Below are 16947 nucleotides of genomic sequence, written 5' to 3'. Positions count from 1 at the left end.
TTTTAGAGTGATATATGTAATAGCAGAAAGTGAGGTGAGATGATGAAAAAGATAACGAAAATAGATGAACTGCCCAAATCACAGCCATCAAAAAGCAAACTTCGAGTTGCCGCTTATGCAAGGGTTTCAACGGATAGTGATGACCAGCTGGTAAGCCTTAAAGCTCAGCGGGAACACTATGAAAAATATATTAAATCCAATCCGGAATGGGAGTTTGCCGGACTTTATTATGACGAAGGCATATCAGGCACAAAGAAGGAAAAACGACCTGAACTTCTCCGTATGATTCGTGATTGTGAAAGTAATAGGATTGATTTTATTATCACCAAATCCATCAGTCGTTTTGCACGAAATACCACGGATTGCCTGGAGCTGGTAAGGCTCCTAATGGATATCGGTGTTTATATTTATTTTGAAAAAGAAAATCTGAATACAGGTGATATGGAAAGTGAATTAATGCTTTCTATTTTATCTGGTTTTGCTGCTGAAGAGTCCGCGTCTATTTCACAGAACACAACATGGTCAATCAGTAAAAAGTTTCAAAATGGCAGTTACATTATTGGCACTCCGCCATATGGCTATGCAAACGTAAATGGTGAGATGGTTATTGTTCCTGAAGAAGCTGAAATAATCAAACGTATTTTTGCAGAGTGCCTTTCAGGGAAAGGTGGAAGTGTTATCGCAAAAGGCCTGAACAAGGACAAAATCCCTGCAAGAAGGGGCAATCATTGGAGTTCTGGTACGGTGATTGATATGCTTCGTAACGAAAAATACAAAGGTGATGTGCTTTTCCAAAAGACCTACACGGATAGCAACTTCAATCGACACATTAACAATGGAGAGAAAGATCAGTTTTACTGCAAGGATCATCATGAACCGATCATCAGCAGAGAAGTATTTTCCAAGGCTCAAAAGCTGATAACTCAAAGAGCAAAATCTATGAGCAAAACTGCTAACAAGAAAGCTTATCAAAACAGGTATGTGCTAAGTGGCAGAATCCTATGTGGAGAGTGCGGCAGTAAATTCAAGAGAAGAACAAACTACTCTGTTGGCAGAAGTTATATTGCTTGGAGCTGCAAAGGACACATTGAAGACAAGGACAGCTGCTCCATGTTATTTTTGCGTGATGGAGAGATAAAAGCAACATTCTCAACCATGATGAATAAGCTCGCATTTAGCAAAAAGCTAATACTGAAGCCACTTTATGATTCTATAAACAAGATTGATGAAGAATGCGATCTTGCAAGAATTGATGCCATAGATAAACGCATGGAGCAATTAACCGAAGAACGCAATACACTGATTGGTCTTATGACTAAAGGGTTTCTTGAACCAGCTCTTTTTAACAAGGAACGAAATGTTCTGGATAAAGAAATGAAAAATTTTACTGCTGAGAAGACGAACCTAGTCATGTCATTTACAAGTGGCTCTTCTCAGGCAGACGAGGTAAAGGCACTTCTTGATTATGTGTCAGCAGATAATTTTGATGGCAATTATACAGATGAAGCTTTTGAAAAGCTTGTAGAAAACATCATTGTAAATTCAAGGGATGAACTAACCTTTAAAATGAAATGTGGACTTTCCCTTATAGAAAAGGTGGTGAGATAAATGGCATATGTACCATACGGATATACAGTTAAAGACGGAGTCATAACTGTCGATGAGAAGGCAGCAGGTCAAGTAAAGGAGTTCTTTGAAAAGTACATTTCAGGACTTTCCCTTACAGTGGCTGGTGAACAGGCAGGTATTGAGAAGACTCATTCATCAATGGGCCTTATTTTGAAAAACATCAACTATCTTGGAAATGACGTATACCCCGAAATCATTGATAAAGAGACGTTTGATAAGGCCGAAGAAGTTAGAAATAAACGTGCGAAGGACCTAGGGAGGATTGCAGAGCTTGCAGCTTTCAGTGCTCCCCCACCTATAGAAAGATTTAAAATGATAAAATCAGAAGGTAAACTTCCAGATGATCCAGTAGCGCGAGCGGAGTACCTGTATAGTCTGATAGAAAGCGAGGTTTAAATTGGCAGAGAAAAACATAACTGTAATTCCAGCACGAAAAAGGGTCGGAAGTACAGCCGCAAAAGAAAAAGTAAAGAAACTGCGTGTTGCTGCTTATTGCCGTGTTTCTACAGAAACTGAAGAGCAGAACTCAAGCTATGAGGTCCAGGTAGCTCATTACACCGAGTTTATAAAGAAAAATGCTGAATGGGAGTTTGCTGGAATATTTGCAGATGACGGTATTTCAGGCACGAACACGAAAAAACGAGAAGAGTTCAACCGCATGATTGATGAGTGTATGGAGGGGAACATCGATCTAGTTATTACAAAGTCCATCAGTCGATTTGCCCGTAACACTCTGGATTGCCTAAAATATATTAGGCAACTCAAGGATAAGAACATAGCCGTATTTTTCGAGAAAGAGAACATCAATACAATGGATGCCAAGGGGGAGGTGCTACTTACCATTATGGCATCCCTCGCGCAGCAAGAAAGTCAGAGCCTTTCTCAGAATGTTAAACTTGGACTTCAGTATCGATATCAGCAAGGGAAAGTCCAGGTCAACCACAATCGATTTATGGGGTACACGAAAGATGAAGAAGGCAACCTGATCATAGTTCCAGAAGAAGCTGACATTATTAAGCGCATTTACAGAGAATACCTTGAGGGGAAAAGCCTAGCTGGCATTGGTAGGGATCTTGAGAAGGATGGTATTTTAACAGCTGCAGGAAAACAGAGATGGCGACCGGAGACCATAAAGAAGATTCTCTTGAACGAAAAGTATATCGGTGATGCCCTTTTACAGAAGACCTTCACCGTGGATTTCCTTACAAAGAAAAGGGTCAAGAATGAAGGCCATGTCCCACAGTATTATGTTGAAAATAGCCATGAGGCGATCATACCAAAGGAACTATTTTTACAGGCTCAGGAAGAACTTCATCGCAGGAATAATATTTACACAGGAACAGATAAAAACAAAAGACTCTATAGCAGTAAATATGCTTTGAGCACCATAACCTTCTGTGGGGATTGCGGGGACATTTACAGACGGGTGTATTGGAATATACGCGGTAGAAAAGAGTTTGTATGGCGATGCGTTACGAGAATCGAGCAAGGTCCTGAAACGTGTAAGAACCGGACGGTAAAAGAAGGAGATTTATATGATGCGGTTATGACTGCCATTAATAGACTCCTTGCCGGTGGAGATAACATGATAAGAACACTAGAAGAAAACATCCATGCGGTAATTGGTGACACCACAGAATATAAGATTTCAGAAATTAACAAACTACTAGAGGAAAAGCAGAAAGAAGTAATCAGCCTCGCCAACAAAGGAAAGGATTACGAATTCTTAGCCGATGAGATTGATAAGCTCCGTGAAGAGCGACAGAGCCTCCTTGTGGAAGATGCATCATTAAGTGGTGAGAATGAGCGGATCAACGAACTGGTAGAAATTATCCGCAAAAACAAATATCGCACCCTACTATATGACGACACGCTTGTAAGGAAGCTCATCCAAAACGTCACCGTGTACGAAGAGCATTTTGTGATAAGCTTTAAATCTGGCATTGAGATTGAAGTATAAAAAACGGATTATAGAATTGACCCGTTTTACTTAGCTAAAGGGAACTAGTGGTTATCATTTTAGTTGTTGACAAACTGGTCAAAAAATATTATCATAAAATATAAATCGGACGAACGACCGAATTGTGAGGTGATGGTGTTGTGATTAACGAAACAAATGAACAAACTCAATCTGAAAAAATATTATCAGCAGCTTATGCGTGCATTTCGACTAGAGGTTATGCCAACGTATCGATGAGGGACATTGCTGATGAAGCGGAAGTAGTGTTAAGCCAGATAAACTATTATTTTAAAAATAAGGAGGGACTGTTTAAAGAAGTTGTAAGAATGATGATTTTAAAGTATTTAAAGGAGATTGAAGCATCATTAAAGCAGGAAAATTCACCTCAGAAAAGAGCAAAAGGCTTAATTAATTACTTTAAAAATATGTTGCAGCACAATCCGGAACTTTTTAGATTGCTCTATGATTTTACAGGTTTAGCAATTTGGTCTCCTGTATTCAGTAGCTTGCTTAGTGAATTATTTAAAGATTTATCGGACATGATTGAAAAGTATATTTTTAAAGATCTTCAATTAAAGGAATTAAAAGGCTATTCTACAAAAAATTTGTCTCGTTTAATTTTGGGGTCGATGTTTGGTACAGGTATTCAGGTTTTACTTGACCAAGATGAAGAATTACCGGAAGCATTAAATGCCATGCAAATTTTATTTGAATAATTATATGAAAGTGAGGTAATTTATTATGTCAGGATTAATTGAAAAGTCAGTCAATTTAGGGTTGGGGTTGTTTTCTTACTCTAGAGAAAAAATTGAAGAAGTAGTTGATGAATTAGTGAATAAAGGTGAAGTTACTAGGAAAGATGCAAAGGATCTGGTTAATGATTTAGTAAAAAAAGGCGAAGATCAACGTAATGATTTCAAGAAAATGGTCAAGGATGAAATTTTAGAAGCGCTAGATGCGAAAGATATTGCCCGTAAAGAAGATCTCATGGAAAAAGAGGACTTCAGAAAGATTATAAGAGAAGAGTTAATTGATATATTAAAAGAGAAAGAAATAGCTACAAAGAAGGATATAAATGAGTTAAAAAAATAAAATTATGATTGGTCAGCTAAAAGACAGAACAATGGTTGGTTTTTATATGTTGGTAAAGTTTTAGCTGAGCAATTTATTAATTAGGAGGCGTTAGAAATGGGAATAGTTATTGTTACCGACTCAAATTGTGATTTGCCTGTTGAATATATTTCCCAAAACAATGTACATGTTATTCCGTTTACCTATGTACTAAATGGGATTAATTACACAGAGGATTTTGGGAAATCTTTAAGTTACAAGGAATTTTACGACGGAATTCGAAATGGAAGTATGCCAACAACTGCTCAGATTACTGCATATACTTTTGAAAATGAGTTTAGAAGTTTAGTTTCAAAAAGAGATTCTGTTATCTATATAGGTTTCTCATCTGCTCTAAGTGAAACGTTTAATGGTTCCGTTCTAGCTAGAAATGAAATAATGGAAGCGGAACCAGAAGCAGATATAACAGTGATTGATTCAAAAAGCGCTACTGCTGGTCAGGGCTTATTGGTGTATTATGCGTGCGAGATGTTAAAACAAGGAAAATCTAAACAAGAAATCGTAGATTGGATTGAGGCTAACAAACTTAAGGTAAACCACTGGTTTACTATAGATAGTTTGGAACATCTAAAGAGGGGGGGACGAATTTCAGCCACCAGTGCAGCTATAGGTGGATTGCTTGAAGTTAAACCGGTTTTACATGTCTCTAGTGATGGAAGCCTTAACGTTGTAAAAAAAGTTAGAGGAAGAAAAAAATCAATTAGGACTTTATTTGAAGAATATAAAACTCGTGCCATTAAACCAGAAGAACAGATGATATACATCGTTCATGGTGATTGTATAGAGGATGCAGAGTATCTAAAATCTCTGATTCTAAGTGAGACAACGCACAAAGATATAGTAATAAATAGTTTAGGGCCAGTTATAGGGACCCATACAGGACCAGACATGGTAGGTGTGTTTTTTTTAGGGAAAGAAAGATAGTTATGTTGTCGTTTCCAATAAGATTAAAAAAAGGTATATTAGCTTACTAATGTTTAAGCAGATATAGATGACAGGGCGTCTTTTAATCTATATCTGCTATTTCTTTTACAAAAAATGAGATTAGACTGAGTGGTGATAAATGATGGCGGTTGGTAAATATAGAAAATTTAAGAGATCCAGGCAAATCGTTACGATTTTTATAAATCATGGATTTGGCACCTTAATAGACAGATTGGGTATCCTTAAATATCTTAAAATAGAGAAGCAAACCAAAGAATATACAGAGAGGGAAATTTCAAAATTATCAGTTGGGGAGAGGTTGAGATTATCTTTCGAAGAATTGGGACCGACATTTATAAAATTAGGTCAAATCATGAGTACAAGACCGGACTTATTGCCCCGTGACATTATACACGAACTGGAAAAACTTCAAGATGCAGTGGCCCCATTTCACATAAATGAAGTAAGAGAAGTAATAGAATTTGAGTTGGGAGATAAACTTGAAAACATATTCAGAGAGTTTAAAGAGGAACCTATTGCTGCAGCTTCTATTGGTCAAGTCCATCGTGCAAAATTATTAGCGGGTAAAGAAGTGGTAGTAAAAGTTCAAAGACCAAATATCGAGAAAAATATTGAGCTTGATTTAGGTATATTAAAAGATCTGGCAGATTTTATTGATAATCGAACTAGGTTTGGAAAACTTTATAGCTTTAGCAAAATGGTTGAAGAATTTGAAACCACTTTATCGAATGAATTAGACTTTAGATTAGAAGGAGAAAATGCAGAAACTTTTAAAGTGAATTTCAAGGATGATGCTAATGTAATTGTTCCAGAGATTAGTTGGATTCATACAACTAATCGTGTTTTAACAATGGAAGAAATCAAAGGGACTTCGTTAAAGAATTTTGAAGCGTTAGATCAATTAGGGCTAGATAAAACGATAATTGCAAGAAATTTAGCTAATTCTCTTTTATATCAGATATTACGGGATGGTTTCTTCCACGGGGATCCTCATCCAGGAAATATAATGGTGCTTGAGAATAATACAATAGCATTTTTAGATTTAGGTATGATAGGACAATTGAACACTCATAGGAAAAACCAATTCCTGAAAATGTTGATGGGGATAACGCTGAAAGATAGTAAACTGATTGTTCAAGCAATTGTTGAACTTGACGCAATGTCAGAAAGAATCAATATGAGAAACCTGGAAAAAGATATTGATCGATTGAGAGATCAAGTATTGTCAGTTCCATTGAGTCAAATTAAAATCGGTGAAATTTTTAATGGAATTTTTGATTTAGCATTTTCATATAATATTATGATTCCTGGAGAATTTACTATGCTTGCCAAATCCCTTATTACTCTGGAAGGGTTGGTTGAAAAATTGGATCCAGAGCTAAATGTCTTGGAAATTGCCGAACCTATTGCTGGAAAGTTGGTTTTTACATTAATTACCCCAGAAAAAATTGGCAGGGAAATCCTGGGTGGTGCCATGGACTACGGTAATCTTGTTCGAAAATTCCCGTCTATTTTCTTGAATTTCCTAGATAAAATGGAACACGATGACTTTACTGTGCAACTTAAACTTAAAGAGGCAGACCGATATGCGCAAAAGCTTGATAAGGCATTTAGCCGGTTATCAATCAGCCTAGTTTTACTATCTTTAAGTATTGTAATAGCAGGAACGATCATTGGATTAAGTTTAACTGATGTGGGAGGGTCTGATTTTATAGCAGTCACAAGTATAATACTAAGGAGCAGCCTTATCCTAGCAGTAATTACCTTTGTTGCACTGATTATTGCAATTTTCAGATCAAAACGAATATAACCTAATCAATGATAATTAACTATAGAGGAGAAAAATTAATATGGCAGTTGATATAATACTTTTTTTTACGATTTATTCGTTCTTAGGATGGGTACTTGAAACTGTATTTGCAAGTATAATAGAAAGAAAATTTATCAATAGAGGATTTCTGATAGGACCCTTTACGCCGATCTATGGATTTGGCGGGGTTCTAATCGTTTCATATTTTAATTGGAGTCCATTTTCTATAGATGGTAAATCTTTATTGTTGATTATGAATTTGATTGTTTCAATATTATTAGTTACGATATTGGAGTTTGTTACAGGATTTGCATTGGAAAAAATATTCCATTCAAAATGGTGGGATTACAGCGATAATATTTTGAACCTAAAAGGGTATATATGTATTAAATACTCCATTTTGTGGGGAGTGCTTGCCTTTGCATTAATTCAGATAATCCATCCAATTGTTACAAATTTAGTCCATATCATTCCAGTTCAGTTAAAAAATTCTGCTGCTATCATTCTCATTGTTTATTTTATTATTGACACTACAAAATCTATTGTTGATGTATTGGATTTAAGAAAAACAATTTTACTTTATTCTGAACTATCGGTGCGTATATATAAAGATAAGGTTATAAAATATAAAAGGATATTTCTTGCCTTTCCTAGATTACTATTCCTAAATGCGGGCATTTTAAATCGCGATGTGAGGAGAATTTTGAATGGTAGAGTTAATAAAATCAAAACTGAATTTAAAAATAAATTTCAACCTTGAAAAGGAATATTGGGATTGTGTTTATGATTTGATTGATCACGAAAAGGTAAAATCAATGAAAGATTATATGCAACATGGGGATATTAGTTGTTACTCCCACAGTCTACATGTGTCGTATATAAGTTTTCGATTATGCAAGAAACTGGGGCTGGACTACCATTCTGCAGCAAGGGGTGGGCTGCTTCATGATTTTTTCTTGTATGACTGGCACGCTGATAAAAAAACTTACAATGGGCTACATGGACTTGTTCATCCTGGTATAGCATTGCAAAATGCTAATGAGTATTTTGCAATGAATAATATTGAGAAGGACATTATTGAAAAACATATGTGGCCATTAACATTAAGACTTCCAAGATATAAGGAGTCATATGTTGTCTTGATGGTAGATAAATATTGCGCCTTAACTGAGACATTGAATTTATTAAGCTCAAATACCAATCAACTTAAAAGATACGAAAGCAGAATCAGCAAGTAGAAGAATTTAAATAATCTTCTACTCGTCTGATTAACTGAAAATGTATTAGAGGTTGATTTGTTCCCCTATACGACAGTCATTCTTGGATATATTCCCGTAAACGATCCTTGAAAAAAAGAGCTTGGAACAATCTTAATTGATAGCTATCATGACCTCTCAAAGCACGTTGAGTCAGTAGCATTGATGACGAGAGTGGATTAACTATCTAATACAGCTCTATAGTCAAATTTCACTTAATTCCAAGCTGCTTTCTTACCTTACAATAATAAGCTATACATGGAACCCATGGCGTGTAAGTCTTTGTAAATCCAAAAATTGAGAACCACCTTTCACCACCTTTTTTAAGTTTCACATCCATACATATTATACGAGGGGGAATAGTATATGGGAAGGGTTACGGCAGTTAATATAAGCCAGAAAAAGGGAGTGATAAAGGAGCCGATATCTTTGGGGTATTTCAAGGAAAACCACGGTCTGATGGGAGATGCCCATGCTGGAGAATGGCATAGACAAGTGAGCCTCTTAGGCCAGGAAAGTATTGATAAGATTGCTGCACTGGGCATCGAAGACCTTAGTGCGGGAAAATTTGCCGAGAACCTTACGACAGAGGGTATAGATTTATATAAATATCCTGTAGGGACAAGGCTCAAGATAGGCGAGACAGTAATGGAAATTAGTCAGATAGGCAAAAAATGTCATACAAAATGTGCAATCTTTGAACAGGTGGGTGTCTGCGCTATGCCCATGGAAGGGGTGTTCACAAAGGTAATAAAGGGTGGATATATACGTCCTGGAGATGAGATAGAGATCCTGGAATAATTCAGGGCCTTTTTTTTATTGCGATCTTTCTGTTAAAATTAATTTAATCAATACTCCTGACAGATTTTTAGTACCATTTTTTAAGTTTCACATCCACACATATTATACGGGGGAGATTTTTATATGTTTAAAAAACAGAAGAAACAGGAACGGTTTGTCATTAAAGAAGAACAATCATTAGGATTAGGTGCTATTTATATCGTTGTTGATACTCAAACTGGAGTTAATTATTTAATGAACACTGGTATTGGGCCAAAGGGTATTACACCTTTATTAGATTCAGAAGGTAAAGTAATTGTTGACAAGTTAGGAATAAAGCAATGACGCATATAGAGGCAGTCTGTCTGCTCCTACTTCTGGCGCCGAAACTTCGAGTCAAGTCCGTGGCATTGGTGTCAAGGCTTGAGGAATAGAAGGACTGTAAATTTCTCTAAACAAAGGGATCCCGCCTTTTGGTTGCCCGATGGCGTACATCCATCGCCTGCAGGGCATGCGCTTATAACGCAATCTTGGCTTGGGACTGTGGAAGCGTTATAAAATGACATTAAAATCCAAGGAATTACCCCAGATTGCGCATTTTATGCAAACTGCTATAGATTATCTTTCTTTAATTTACGCATGCTTGAACCATTTTTTTGTATTATTTGCAATCTTTACGAGCATCAACATAACTGGCACCTCAGTTAGAACACCAACTATTGTAGCAAGGGCGGCAGGACTTTGTGTACCAAAAAGAGAGATCGCGACAGCGACAGCAAGTTCAAAGAAATTTGATGCCCCGATCATACTGGCTGGTGCAGCAATATCATGCGGCAGTTTTAATTTCTTACTTGAAAAATAAGCGATGAAAAAAACAAGGAATGTCTGTATGATCAGGGGTATTGCAATCAAAACTATGTGTAGAGGGTTAGCAAGAATAACATCGCCTTGGAATGAAAAAATGATGACTAATGTCAAAAGAAGTCCAATGGTTGTAACATTTCCAAATTTCGGAATAAAGTGGTTCTGAAGATATTCCAGACCATGCTTGCGGATAATATAGTTCCTAGTTATTACTCCGCCTACAAGGGGGATGACAACGAACAAAATTACCGACAGAATCAAGGTGTCCCATGGTATAGATATGCCTCCTACACCAAGCAGAAATGCTACGATCGGAGTGAAAGCAACAAGGATAATCAAATCATTAGTTGCAACCTGCACAACAGTATATGCTGCATTTCCATTTGTCAGATAACTCCATACGAACACCATTGCAGTACATGGAGCAGCTCCCAAAAGTATGGCTCCTGCTAGATACTCCTTAGCGAGCTCTGCGGGGATAAGTGCTTTGAAAATCACAAAGAAAAACAACCAGGCAATTCCGAACATCGTGAAAGGCTTGATGAGCCAGTTCGTCACCCATGTTACAAACAGCCCTTTTGGATTTTTGCCCACGTTTTTAATGCTTTGAAAATCGACCTTCAGCATCATGGGATAGATCATGAGCCAGATGAGTATGGCAATCGGAATGGATACATTGGCATACTCGAAGCGTCCTAGAAACGCAGGAATTCCAGGGAGGAATCTACCAATCAGTACACCTGCAATCATGCACAAGATAACCCACACCGTGAGATATTTTTCAAAAAAACTGATCCCTGTATTTTCGCTTTTTTTCATATAACCACCCTTCAAATTCTATTGGATTTTTTGCAAAATCTATAGGACCTCTTCGACTTCTAAGATCTTGGTATAAGAGATAACTTCTCCATCCAAACTGTGCCTGCGCCACTTTCAATAAAATAACGTCAATATCAAATAATTTTGATGTGTTTTTCCGTTTTAAAATTCTTATTAGATGGCTTGTTTTTGCAGCAATTGCTTTCTTTAGCAATCGCTTTAGGAGTTGTCAGCCTTTTAAGCAAAGTAGCCGCATAAGCACTACCTTTTTCACTAATTGTGTAGTACGTCCATTTCCCTTCCTTCCTGCTCTCCACAACGCCTGATTCAACCAGAATTTTCATGTGGTAGGAAAGTCCCGACTGCCCCAAGTTCAGCTGTTCTTGCAAAACACATGCACACTTTTCACCGGTGCGAAGTAGCTGGAGTATTCGCAGACGTGTTTCATCGCAAAACGCTTTAAATACCTTTGCTTGTTTCTCATAAACAGTTGCCAAGATATCACCTCATATCAAAATTATTTGATATGATACTATTATATACATCATATCAAATTTTGTCAATGTGTTTGAAAAAGTTTTCGGACAAAGCAAAGATCTATGGATACTTACTGGTCCAAAAGACATAAGCTACTAAAAATTGATTTGGATACCAATTGTCACACATAAGGGCCAATTGTTAACTGTAATAATCATTATTTATGGTATGCTATTGGTAAGAGAAATCACAGGAAATGCTTGGGGATGTATATTTATTTTTGTGTTTTTATGGAATGCGTTTTAGCAAAAAGCATTTTCAAAATTTAAGATTAAATCTGTAAATCTAATCAATCACCAAAAATGCTTTTACTTGCATTCGAACTTATTCAAATTTTAAATCAACGGAGAGATTTTAATATGTATTCTATCTTACTAGTGATTATCTATATTTCATTCATCAGTCTTGGATTGCCAGATGCTCTTTTAGGGTCAGCCTGGCCAAGCATGTATGAAACATTAAACGTGCCAGTATCGTATGCAGGAATTATAGCCATGATCATCTCAGGAGGAACTATTTTTTCAACTTTGTTCAGCGGTAAGTTTATTCATAAACTTGGTACTGGGAAATTGACCTCCATAAGCGTTGGAATGACTGCTATAGCGTTGTTTGGTTTTTCTATATCAACTTCTTTTTGGCATTTGTGTCTGTGGGGGATACCTTACGGTTTAGGTGCAGGAAGTGTTGATGCAGCACTTAACAACTTTGTCGCCCTGCATTACAAAGCTAGACATATGAACTGGTTACATTGCTTTTGGGGAGTTGGAGCCACACTTGGCCCATATATTATGGGGATATTGTTGACTAACGGTTTTAAATGGAATTCAGGATATTTTACTATTTCGTTAATTCAGATCGCTTTAACCTCTGTACTTTTTCTTACTTTGCCGCTATGGAAAGAGAAAAAAACAGATAACAAAACCAAAGAAGGAGAATACAAAAATTATTCTTTAAAAGATGTTGTTGCCTTACCTGGGGCAATGTCTATTATGATCGCTTTTTTCTCTTATTGTGCTTTAGAGGCAACCACTGGTTTGTGGGCGGCAAGTTATTTAGTACTAAATAGAGGTATATCTGCTGAAATAGCAGCCAAATGGGCTGCTTCATTTTATTTCGGAATTACAATAGGAAGGTTTATATCCGGATTTATAACTTTCAAAATGAATAATAAAAATATGATACGTTTGGGGCAAGGGATCATCATTTTAGGATTGTTACTATTGATTCTTCCCTTTAGCAATTATACGGCATTTATAGGCCTTATTCTCATAGGTTTAGGTTGTGCACCGATATATCCAAGTTTGATGCATTCAACACCAACTAATTTTGGTAAGGATGTTTCACATTCCATTATAGGGGTACAGATGGCTTCTGCATATCTTGGAATAACTCTTATGCCACCCTTGTTTGGATTTTTGCAAGAACATTTTGATATAAGGTTATACCCCATATATTTGATTATATTAGCCTTTCTTATGATAGTCATGGTGGAAAACGCAAATAATTTATTTTTGAGAAAGCCCGTGATCAATAGTAACCCCTGATTTATTTAATATCCTTTGAGTAAATCAGTAATTCATCACGTTTGTACCACCCTGTTTTTTCCCAAAATGTCTTAGCAATTTCATTCTCATAATAAACAAACAAATGGCATTTTATGATACCTTTTTCTTTTAAACTATTTAAAACCAAGTTTACCAATTCTTTCCCTATCCCATTTCTTCTATACTTCTTATCAACCGCAAGATGGTAGAGATATCCTCTTCTTCCATCTTCGCCACACAGGATTGTACCGATGATTTTCCTGAGTTTGACAGTTACAAAAACGTAAGAATTCTAAAACAGGCATGAATAATAGCAAAAAGGCGTTTTTTGCTTTCTCTGTTTTTCAAAAGTGTCACTACATGCCTTCCTTCTCCTTTGTTTATCAGTGTTTTAGACTTAAGCTTTTACTTTGCTCAGTTCGCTCCACAGCTGACTACCGCCGTTTTATCACCTTCCTTGTAAAAACGTATAAGGTTACGGTAATCCCCAAGCAATGCGTCCGTTGAGTGTGTGACGATAATTAACTGTCCGTCTATGCCATCTATACCAAAGCAACTCTTCAAAAGCTCGGTGAATTCAGCATCTTGATTCTGCAGAATTCTCTTGTAGTAGCCGATGAGCGACCGTTGTAAGTACAGGTGAAGGTGGACTTCTGGTTCGTCAATCGACAATACGAGTGGCATCAGTTTTTTGCCTTTGTCGTCGCTATATAGGTGTTCCTCAAACGGAGTGGACTTACTTCTGTATAACTCCATTATCTGGCGCAGTATGTTTATCGAAGCCATCGCCAGATACTGGACACCGCTTCCTGTCGACTCAATTTTCCTATCACCATCAGAGAGATAGAAAAGGCTCATCAGCATTTCTGTTGGATTTGGGGCAATGGTTGCCTTGATGAAGTAGTCGTGGAAGCTGCGGATTTTGCCTAGATGACTGTTGATAAAATCCGTCAGCTTATTCACTTTCTCATCATTCAGAAATGTTGGAACACTATCGGAAATAAATCGCTCGATGATTCCATTTATGAGAAGTCCTGCTACCTTTTGCGAATCAAGGCGTAATTCTCTACTTGGGACAGACGTGGTCTCGTACTTCAGAAAGTTGATTTTTTTGATCAGCGGCTTCGGTATGCTCTCGTTTGAGTCTTCGTTAACGATTGTTGGATATGCTTCCTTGATGGTCTGAAGATAACGAATTTTCAGCAAGGAAGCATCATTTGAACAGAAGTTGTCGTCAAAAAAACCCTGCTCGTAGGGAAGCAATTTGATGTCCAGTTCGACTTTCGTAGTTGGCAAAATCCGCTTCTTCAAACCCCTTGCCACTGCATACAGTGTCAAGAAGAGATAAGAAGTTACTTTTGCCCAAATTGTTTTCACCAACAATATAATTACAGTCCGGGTTGAAGCAGACGGATATGCCGTCGATGTTCCTGTAATTTGAAATTTTAACAGAAATTATCCTCATAAGCCTTCCTTCGGATTGCACTTTACTATTCTCTTTATTCTACAGCAGAATTCCCCTAACCGCTCATGCTATTTAATTGGCTTGAGTAGGTGATAGGCACTCAACCCAGGAATTTACCTACACTTCACAAGCACTCAACTTCAGCCTTAATACTTGGCGAGTCTATATCCCATAAAAATTTACACCTTGTATTGTAACTTCATTAAAATTACCAGCAAGCACAAGGCACCTAATGTCAATGAGCGAACCCGTATGTTCAAAACATCCTTGTTGTTCTTAAAGACCTCCAGCATCCCCGGGGAATGAGTAGAATTTTTCTGAATTTTGCCGACTTGCAAGGAATGGCTCTTAAAATTTTCTTGGATTGCAGCAACCAAAGATGTCTTGGCTTCCCCACTAAGGACAATAACTGTTTTACCGTCAGAGTAAATCGCATCGAAAGGAAAGCATTTTGCAGAGATACTACTTTGCCACCGTAAAATTGGTAAAGCGGTTTTTACGGTAACTTATCTCGGTGGGTAGTAGACACCGATAATAATGAACGGGTTAGGAGATACATTGTGAAACTGCTTTGTTGTTCCTAGGAAGAAGTACAAATCCCGTGTCAAGAACCAATCGAAGCATTTTTCCTTGACCTTTGCGATTGCCACAGCTTCGTCTTTATTTGCTCTCTTCAGACAATTCCAATACAGCATACCGATTTCCCAATCCTCGATCATCATCTTAGATTGCTTACCAGAATCGTCCTCGAACCGATAGGAAAACTTATAAGGTACTTTCTGTACGACCTTAAATTCTTCCTCGATTTCTTTCAAGGTCTTGAACAGATGTAGCTGCTGCGACTGGCTTTGTAGACTCTTCAACTTTTTTGGATCCCAGTTCCTATCGTCGGGCTCAACCACAAAATCAAGTATTTTCGTTGGTTTAAAAACTGCGAGTGACGTTCTGGCTGGTGATTTTGCTTCATTAATCAACGATTGCAGATTGGTGTAAACCTGCTTGTTCTTGAAAATAATCCTACGCCGCTCATCCCAGTCAACTTTTGCTGGTTTAGGCTCAACGAACAATGTAGATATGTCTGGCCGATAGGATTCGGGACGAAAATCCGATGTGTTACGTTCCACTTCCACGTTAATCCACGCATACTTTGGGTATTTCTGGTCGTTGTTCAACAGCCTAAACGGCATAGGGTAAAGACGTATCCAAAAACCGTCCTCAAGAACGCCAGCAGTGCAGACTAACTCCGAGTATTTCTCAGAGATGGTGGGGTAAGTCTTCACCAAAATGAAAACGCGTTTCTTTTCGGACATTAGATATCCACGCTCCTTACTTGGTTAGTCCTAACGAGATAGTCTCTGATAACGTGCCGATGGCACATATTGGACTCAAGTTCAAAGCACATCAGGGCAATGCGAGTGTTCTGCTGCAGTAGCATTAAGATCTCATCGAGAAATCGTTTTTTACTGGGGAGGGTCTTTTCATAATCTTCAAACAGGTGTTTATAGTCGTCTAGCGTCGCAAGAGAGCGTCGTTTATCGGAATCAATGCCAAGGTCGGGGATGTGAACATACCGTATTCCAACCGTCTGTGCGATATGTTTAAGTTTCCCTTTAGAAAACCCGAACTTGCGGCTTATGGGATTTTTACGAACATCGCAAAGCAATCGGACATTATTCTGGATTAAGGTGTTGATAAATGCCTCGATACTCTTTCCTTCATACCCAATCGTGAACAAGACCTGCTCTGTTTGGGCATAAGTTTGCTTTCCTCGATTGAATTGTTCCAATTCCTCACCTTGAAAAAAACGATCTGTGATTTCACTGTTTATGGAATAATACGGATACTCACGGTAGGCTCTTCGCATAAGTGCCTTGCCTCGTTCTGTTGGAATCCTAAAAAAATACCCTGTTGGAAAATCTCCGGTAGCCTTAATTCTCTCGCTACCCTGCACATAATCCAAAGTCACGAACCCTCCCCGCTGAAGGATATCCAAATCCTCCTTTAGTTGGAACGAGTACGGGCCATATTTGCACGGAATAAACTCGTAGTAATTCGAGTCTTCCGACATCATGTGAAGGAATACCAACTTCTGCAAGTCGGTAACCGACACGCTGCCGTTAATCTGGTGTACAAATGACAACAGAAAGCGTTGCCGTTTATATGTTGGTTGATTTACAGTTTCGTTCATTCTTTCACACCTCTTAATA

Annotated in this window: 18 protein-coding genes and 2 pseudogenes; 13 read left to right on the top strand and 7 right to left on the bottom strand. The window is 37.6% G+C overall.

The genetic code is table 11. The annotated features are described in order from the left end of the window. Positions 1–42: 42 nt before the first annotated feature. The 12 genes and pseudogenes from NAAC61_RS01820 to NAAC61_RS11290 all read left to right on the top strand — a co-directional run. Entirely contained in the window at positions 43–1608 is a 1566-nt protein-coding gene (locus NAAC61_RS01820) for a recombinase family protein (RefSeq protein WP_202695138.1), read from the top strand. Next, positions 1609–2025: a recombinase gene (locus tag NAAC61_RS01815; RefSeq protein WP_202695136.1), complete on the top strand. Its 417-nt coding sequence runs from the start codon at positions 1609–1611 to the stop codon at positions 2023–2025. A gap of 1 nt (position 2026) precedes the next feature. Continuing rightward, positions 2027–3589: a recombinase family protein gene (locus tag NAAC61_RS01810; RefSeq protein ID WP_150888713.1), complete on the top strand. Its 1563-nt coding sequence runs from the start codon at positions 2027–2029 to the stop codon at positions 3587–3589. Between the two features lie 140 nt (positions 3590–3729). After that, on the top strand, positions 3730–4305 hold the full coding sequence (locus NAAC61_RS01805) for a TetR/AcrR family transcriptional regulator (protein ID WP_027107876.1): 576 nt from the start codon (positions 3730–3732) through the stop codon (positions 4303–4305). Positions 4306–4330: 25 nt separating this feature from the next. Further along, on the top strand, positions 4331–4681 hold the full coding sequence (locus tag NAAC61_RS01800; RefSeq protein WP_027107875.1) for a phasin family protein: 351 nt from the start codon (positions 4331–4333) through the stop codon (positions 4679–4681). Between the two features lie 96 nt (positions 4682–4777). Continuing rightward, positions 4778–5644: a DegV family protein gene (locus tag NAAC61_RS01795; protein WP_202695134.1), complete on the top strand. Its 867-nt coding sequence runs from the start codon at positions 4778–4780 to the stop codon at positions 5642–5644. Positions 5645–5786: 142 nt separating this feature from the next. Then, positions 5787–7475, top strand: a complete 1689-nt coding sequence (gene ubiB / locus NAAC61_RS01790) for a 2-polyprenylphenol 6-hydroxylase (protein ID WP_150888834.1) — start codon at positions 5787–5789, stop codon at positions 7473–7475. Positions 7476–7515: 40 nt separating this feature from the next. Beyond that, a complete protein-coding gene (locus tag NAAC61_RS01785) occupies positions 7516–8235 on the top strand; it encodes a putative ABC transporter permease (protein WP_150888707.1) in 720 nt (239 codons plus the stop codon). Then, positions 8183–8713, top strand: coding sequence for an HD family phosphohydrolase (locus tag NAAC61_RS01780; protein ID WP_150888704.1), 531 nt, complete (start codon positions 8183–8185; stop codon positions 8711–8713). Before NAAC61_RS01785 ends, NAAC61_RS01780 begins: the two co-directional genes overlap by 53 nt. 384 nt (positions 8714–9097) lie before the next feature. Then, a complete protein-coding gene (locus tag NAAC61_RS01775) occupies positions 9098–9532 on the top strand; it encodes an MOSC domain-containing protein (RefSeq protein ID WP_202695131.1) in 435 nt (144 codons plus the stop codon). Positions 9533–9655: 123 nt separating this feature from the next. Further along, positions 9656–9856, top strand: a complete 201-nt coding sequence (locus tag NAAC61_RS01770) for a DUF6440 family protein (RefSeq protein WP_202695127.1) — start codon at positions 9656–9658, stop codon at positions 9854–9856. A gap of 105 nt (positions 9857–9961) precedes the next feature. Then, a pseudogene (locus NAAC61_RS11290) lies at positions 9962–10069 on the top strand (GDSL family lipase); the annotation flags it as partial. A 75-nt stretch (positions 10070–10144) separates the two neighbouring features. Here the strand turns inward: NAAC61_RS11290 and arsB are convergent. Then, a complete protein-coding gene (gene arsB / locus NAAC61_RS01765; RefSeq protein ID WP_103079489.1) occupies positions 10145–11194 on the bottom strand; it encodes an ACR3 family arsenite efflux transporter in 1050 nt (349 codons plus the stop codon). A 134-nt stretch (positions 11195–11328) separates the two neighbouring features. Beyond that, entirely contained in the window at positions 11329–11691 is a 363-nt protein-coding gene (locus NAAC61_RS01760) for an ArsR/SmtB family transcription factor (protein WP_202695125.1), read from the bottom strand. Between the two features lie 399 nt (positions 11692–12090). Here NAAC61_RS01760 and NAAC61_RS01755 point away from each other — a divergent pair, with 399 nt between their 5' ends. After that, entirely contained in the window at positions 12091–13275 is a 1185-nt protein-coding gene (locus NAAC61_RS01755) for an MFS transporter (RefSeq protein WP_202695123.1), read from the top strand. A gap of 1 nt (position 13276) precedes the next feature. On the opposite strand, the pseudogene NAAC61_RS01750 reads toward NAAC61_RS01755, so the two are convergent. The 5 genes and pseudogenes from NAAC61_RS01750 to NAAC61_RS01730 form a co-directional block, all read right to left on the bottom strand. After that, a pseudogene (locus NAAC61_RS01750) lies at positions 13277–13552 on the bottom strand (GNAT family N-acetyltransferase); the annotation flags it as partial. A gap of 137 nt (positions 13553–13689) precedes the next feature. Beyond that, positions 13690–14571 (bottom strand): AAA family ATPase, encoded by an 882-nt coding sequence (locus NAAC61_RS01745; RefSeq protein ID WP_041534021.1) that lies wholly within the window; start codon positions 14569–14571, stop codon positions 13690–13692. Further along, positions 14510–14740, bottom strand: a complete 231-nt coding sequence (locus NAAC61_RS11285; protein WP_146026685.1) for an AAA family ATPase — start codon at positions 14738–14740, stop codon at positions 14510–14512. The genes NAAC61_RS01745 and NAAC61_RS11285 overlap by 62 nt, the downstream gene beginning before the upstream one ends. Before the next feature lie 506 nt (positions 14741–15246). Beyond that, entirely contained in the window at positions 15247–16050 is an 804-nt protein-coding gene (locus NAAC61_RS01735; RefSeq protein ID WP_202695121.1) for a hypothetical protein, read from the bottom strand. Next, positions 16050–16928, bottom strand: a complete 879-nt coding sequence (locus NAAC61_RS01730; protein ID WP_202695119.1) for a DUF488 domain-containing protein — start codon at positions 16926–16928, stop codon at positions 16050–16052. The genes NAAC61_RS01735 and NAAC61_RS01730 overlap by 1 nt, the downstream gene beginning before the upstream one ends. Positions 16929–16947 lie beyond the last annotated feature (19 nt).

This window comes from Petrotoga sp. 8T1HF07.NaAc.6.1 (assembly GCF_016772115.1).
Taxonomy (GTDB): domain Bacteria; phylum Thermotogota; class Thermotogae; order Petrotogales; family Petrotogaceae; genus Petrotoga; species Petrotoga mobilis.
The sequence above is the reverse complement of the archived record's forward strand: the minus strand, read 5'-3'. Positions and strand labels throughout refer to the sequence as shown.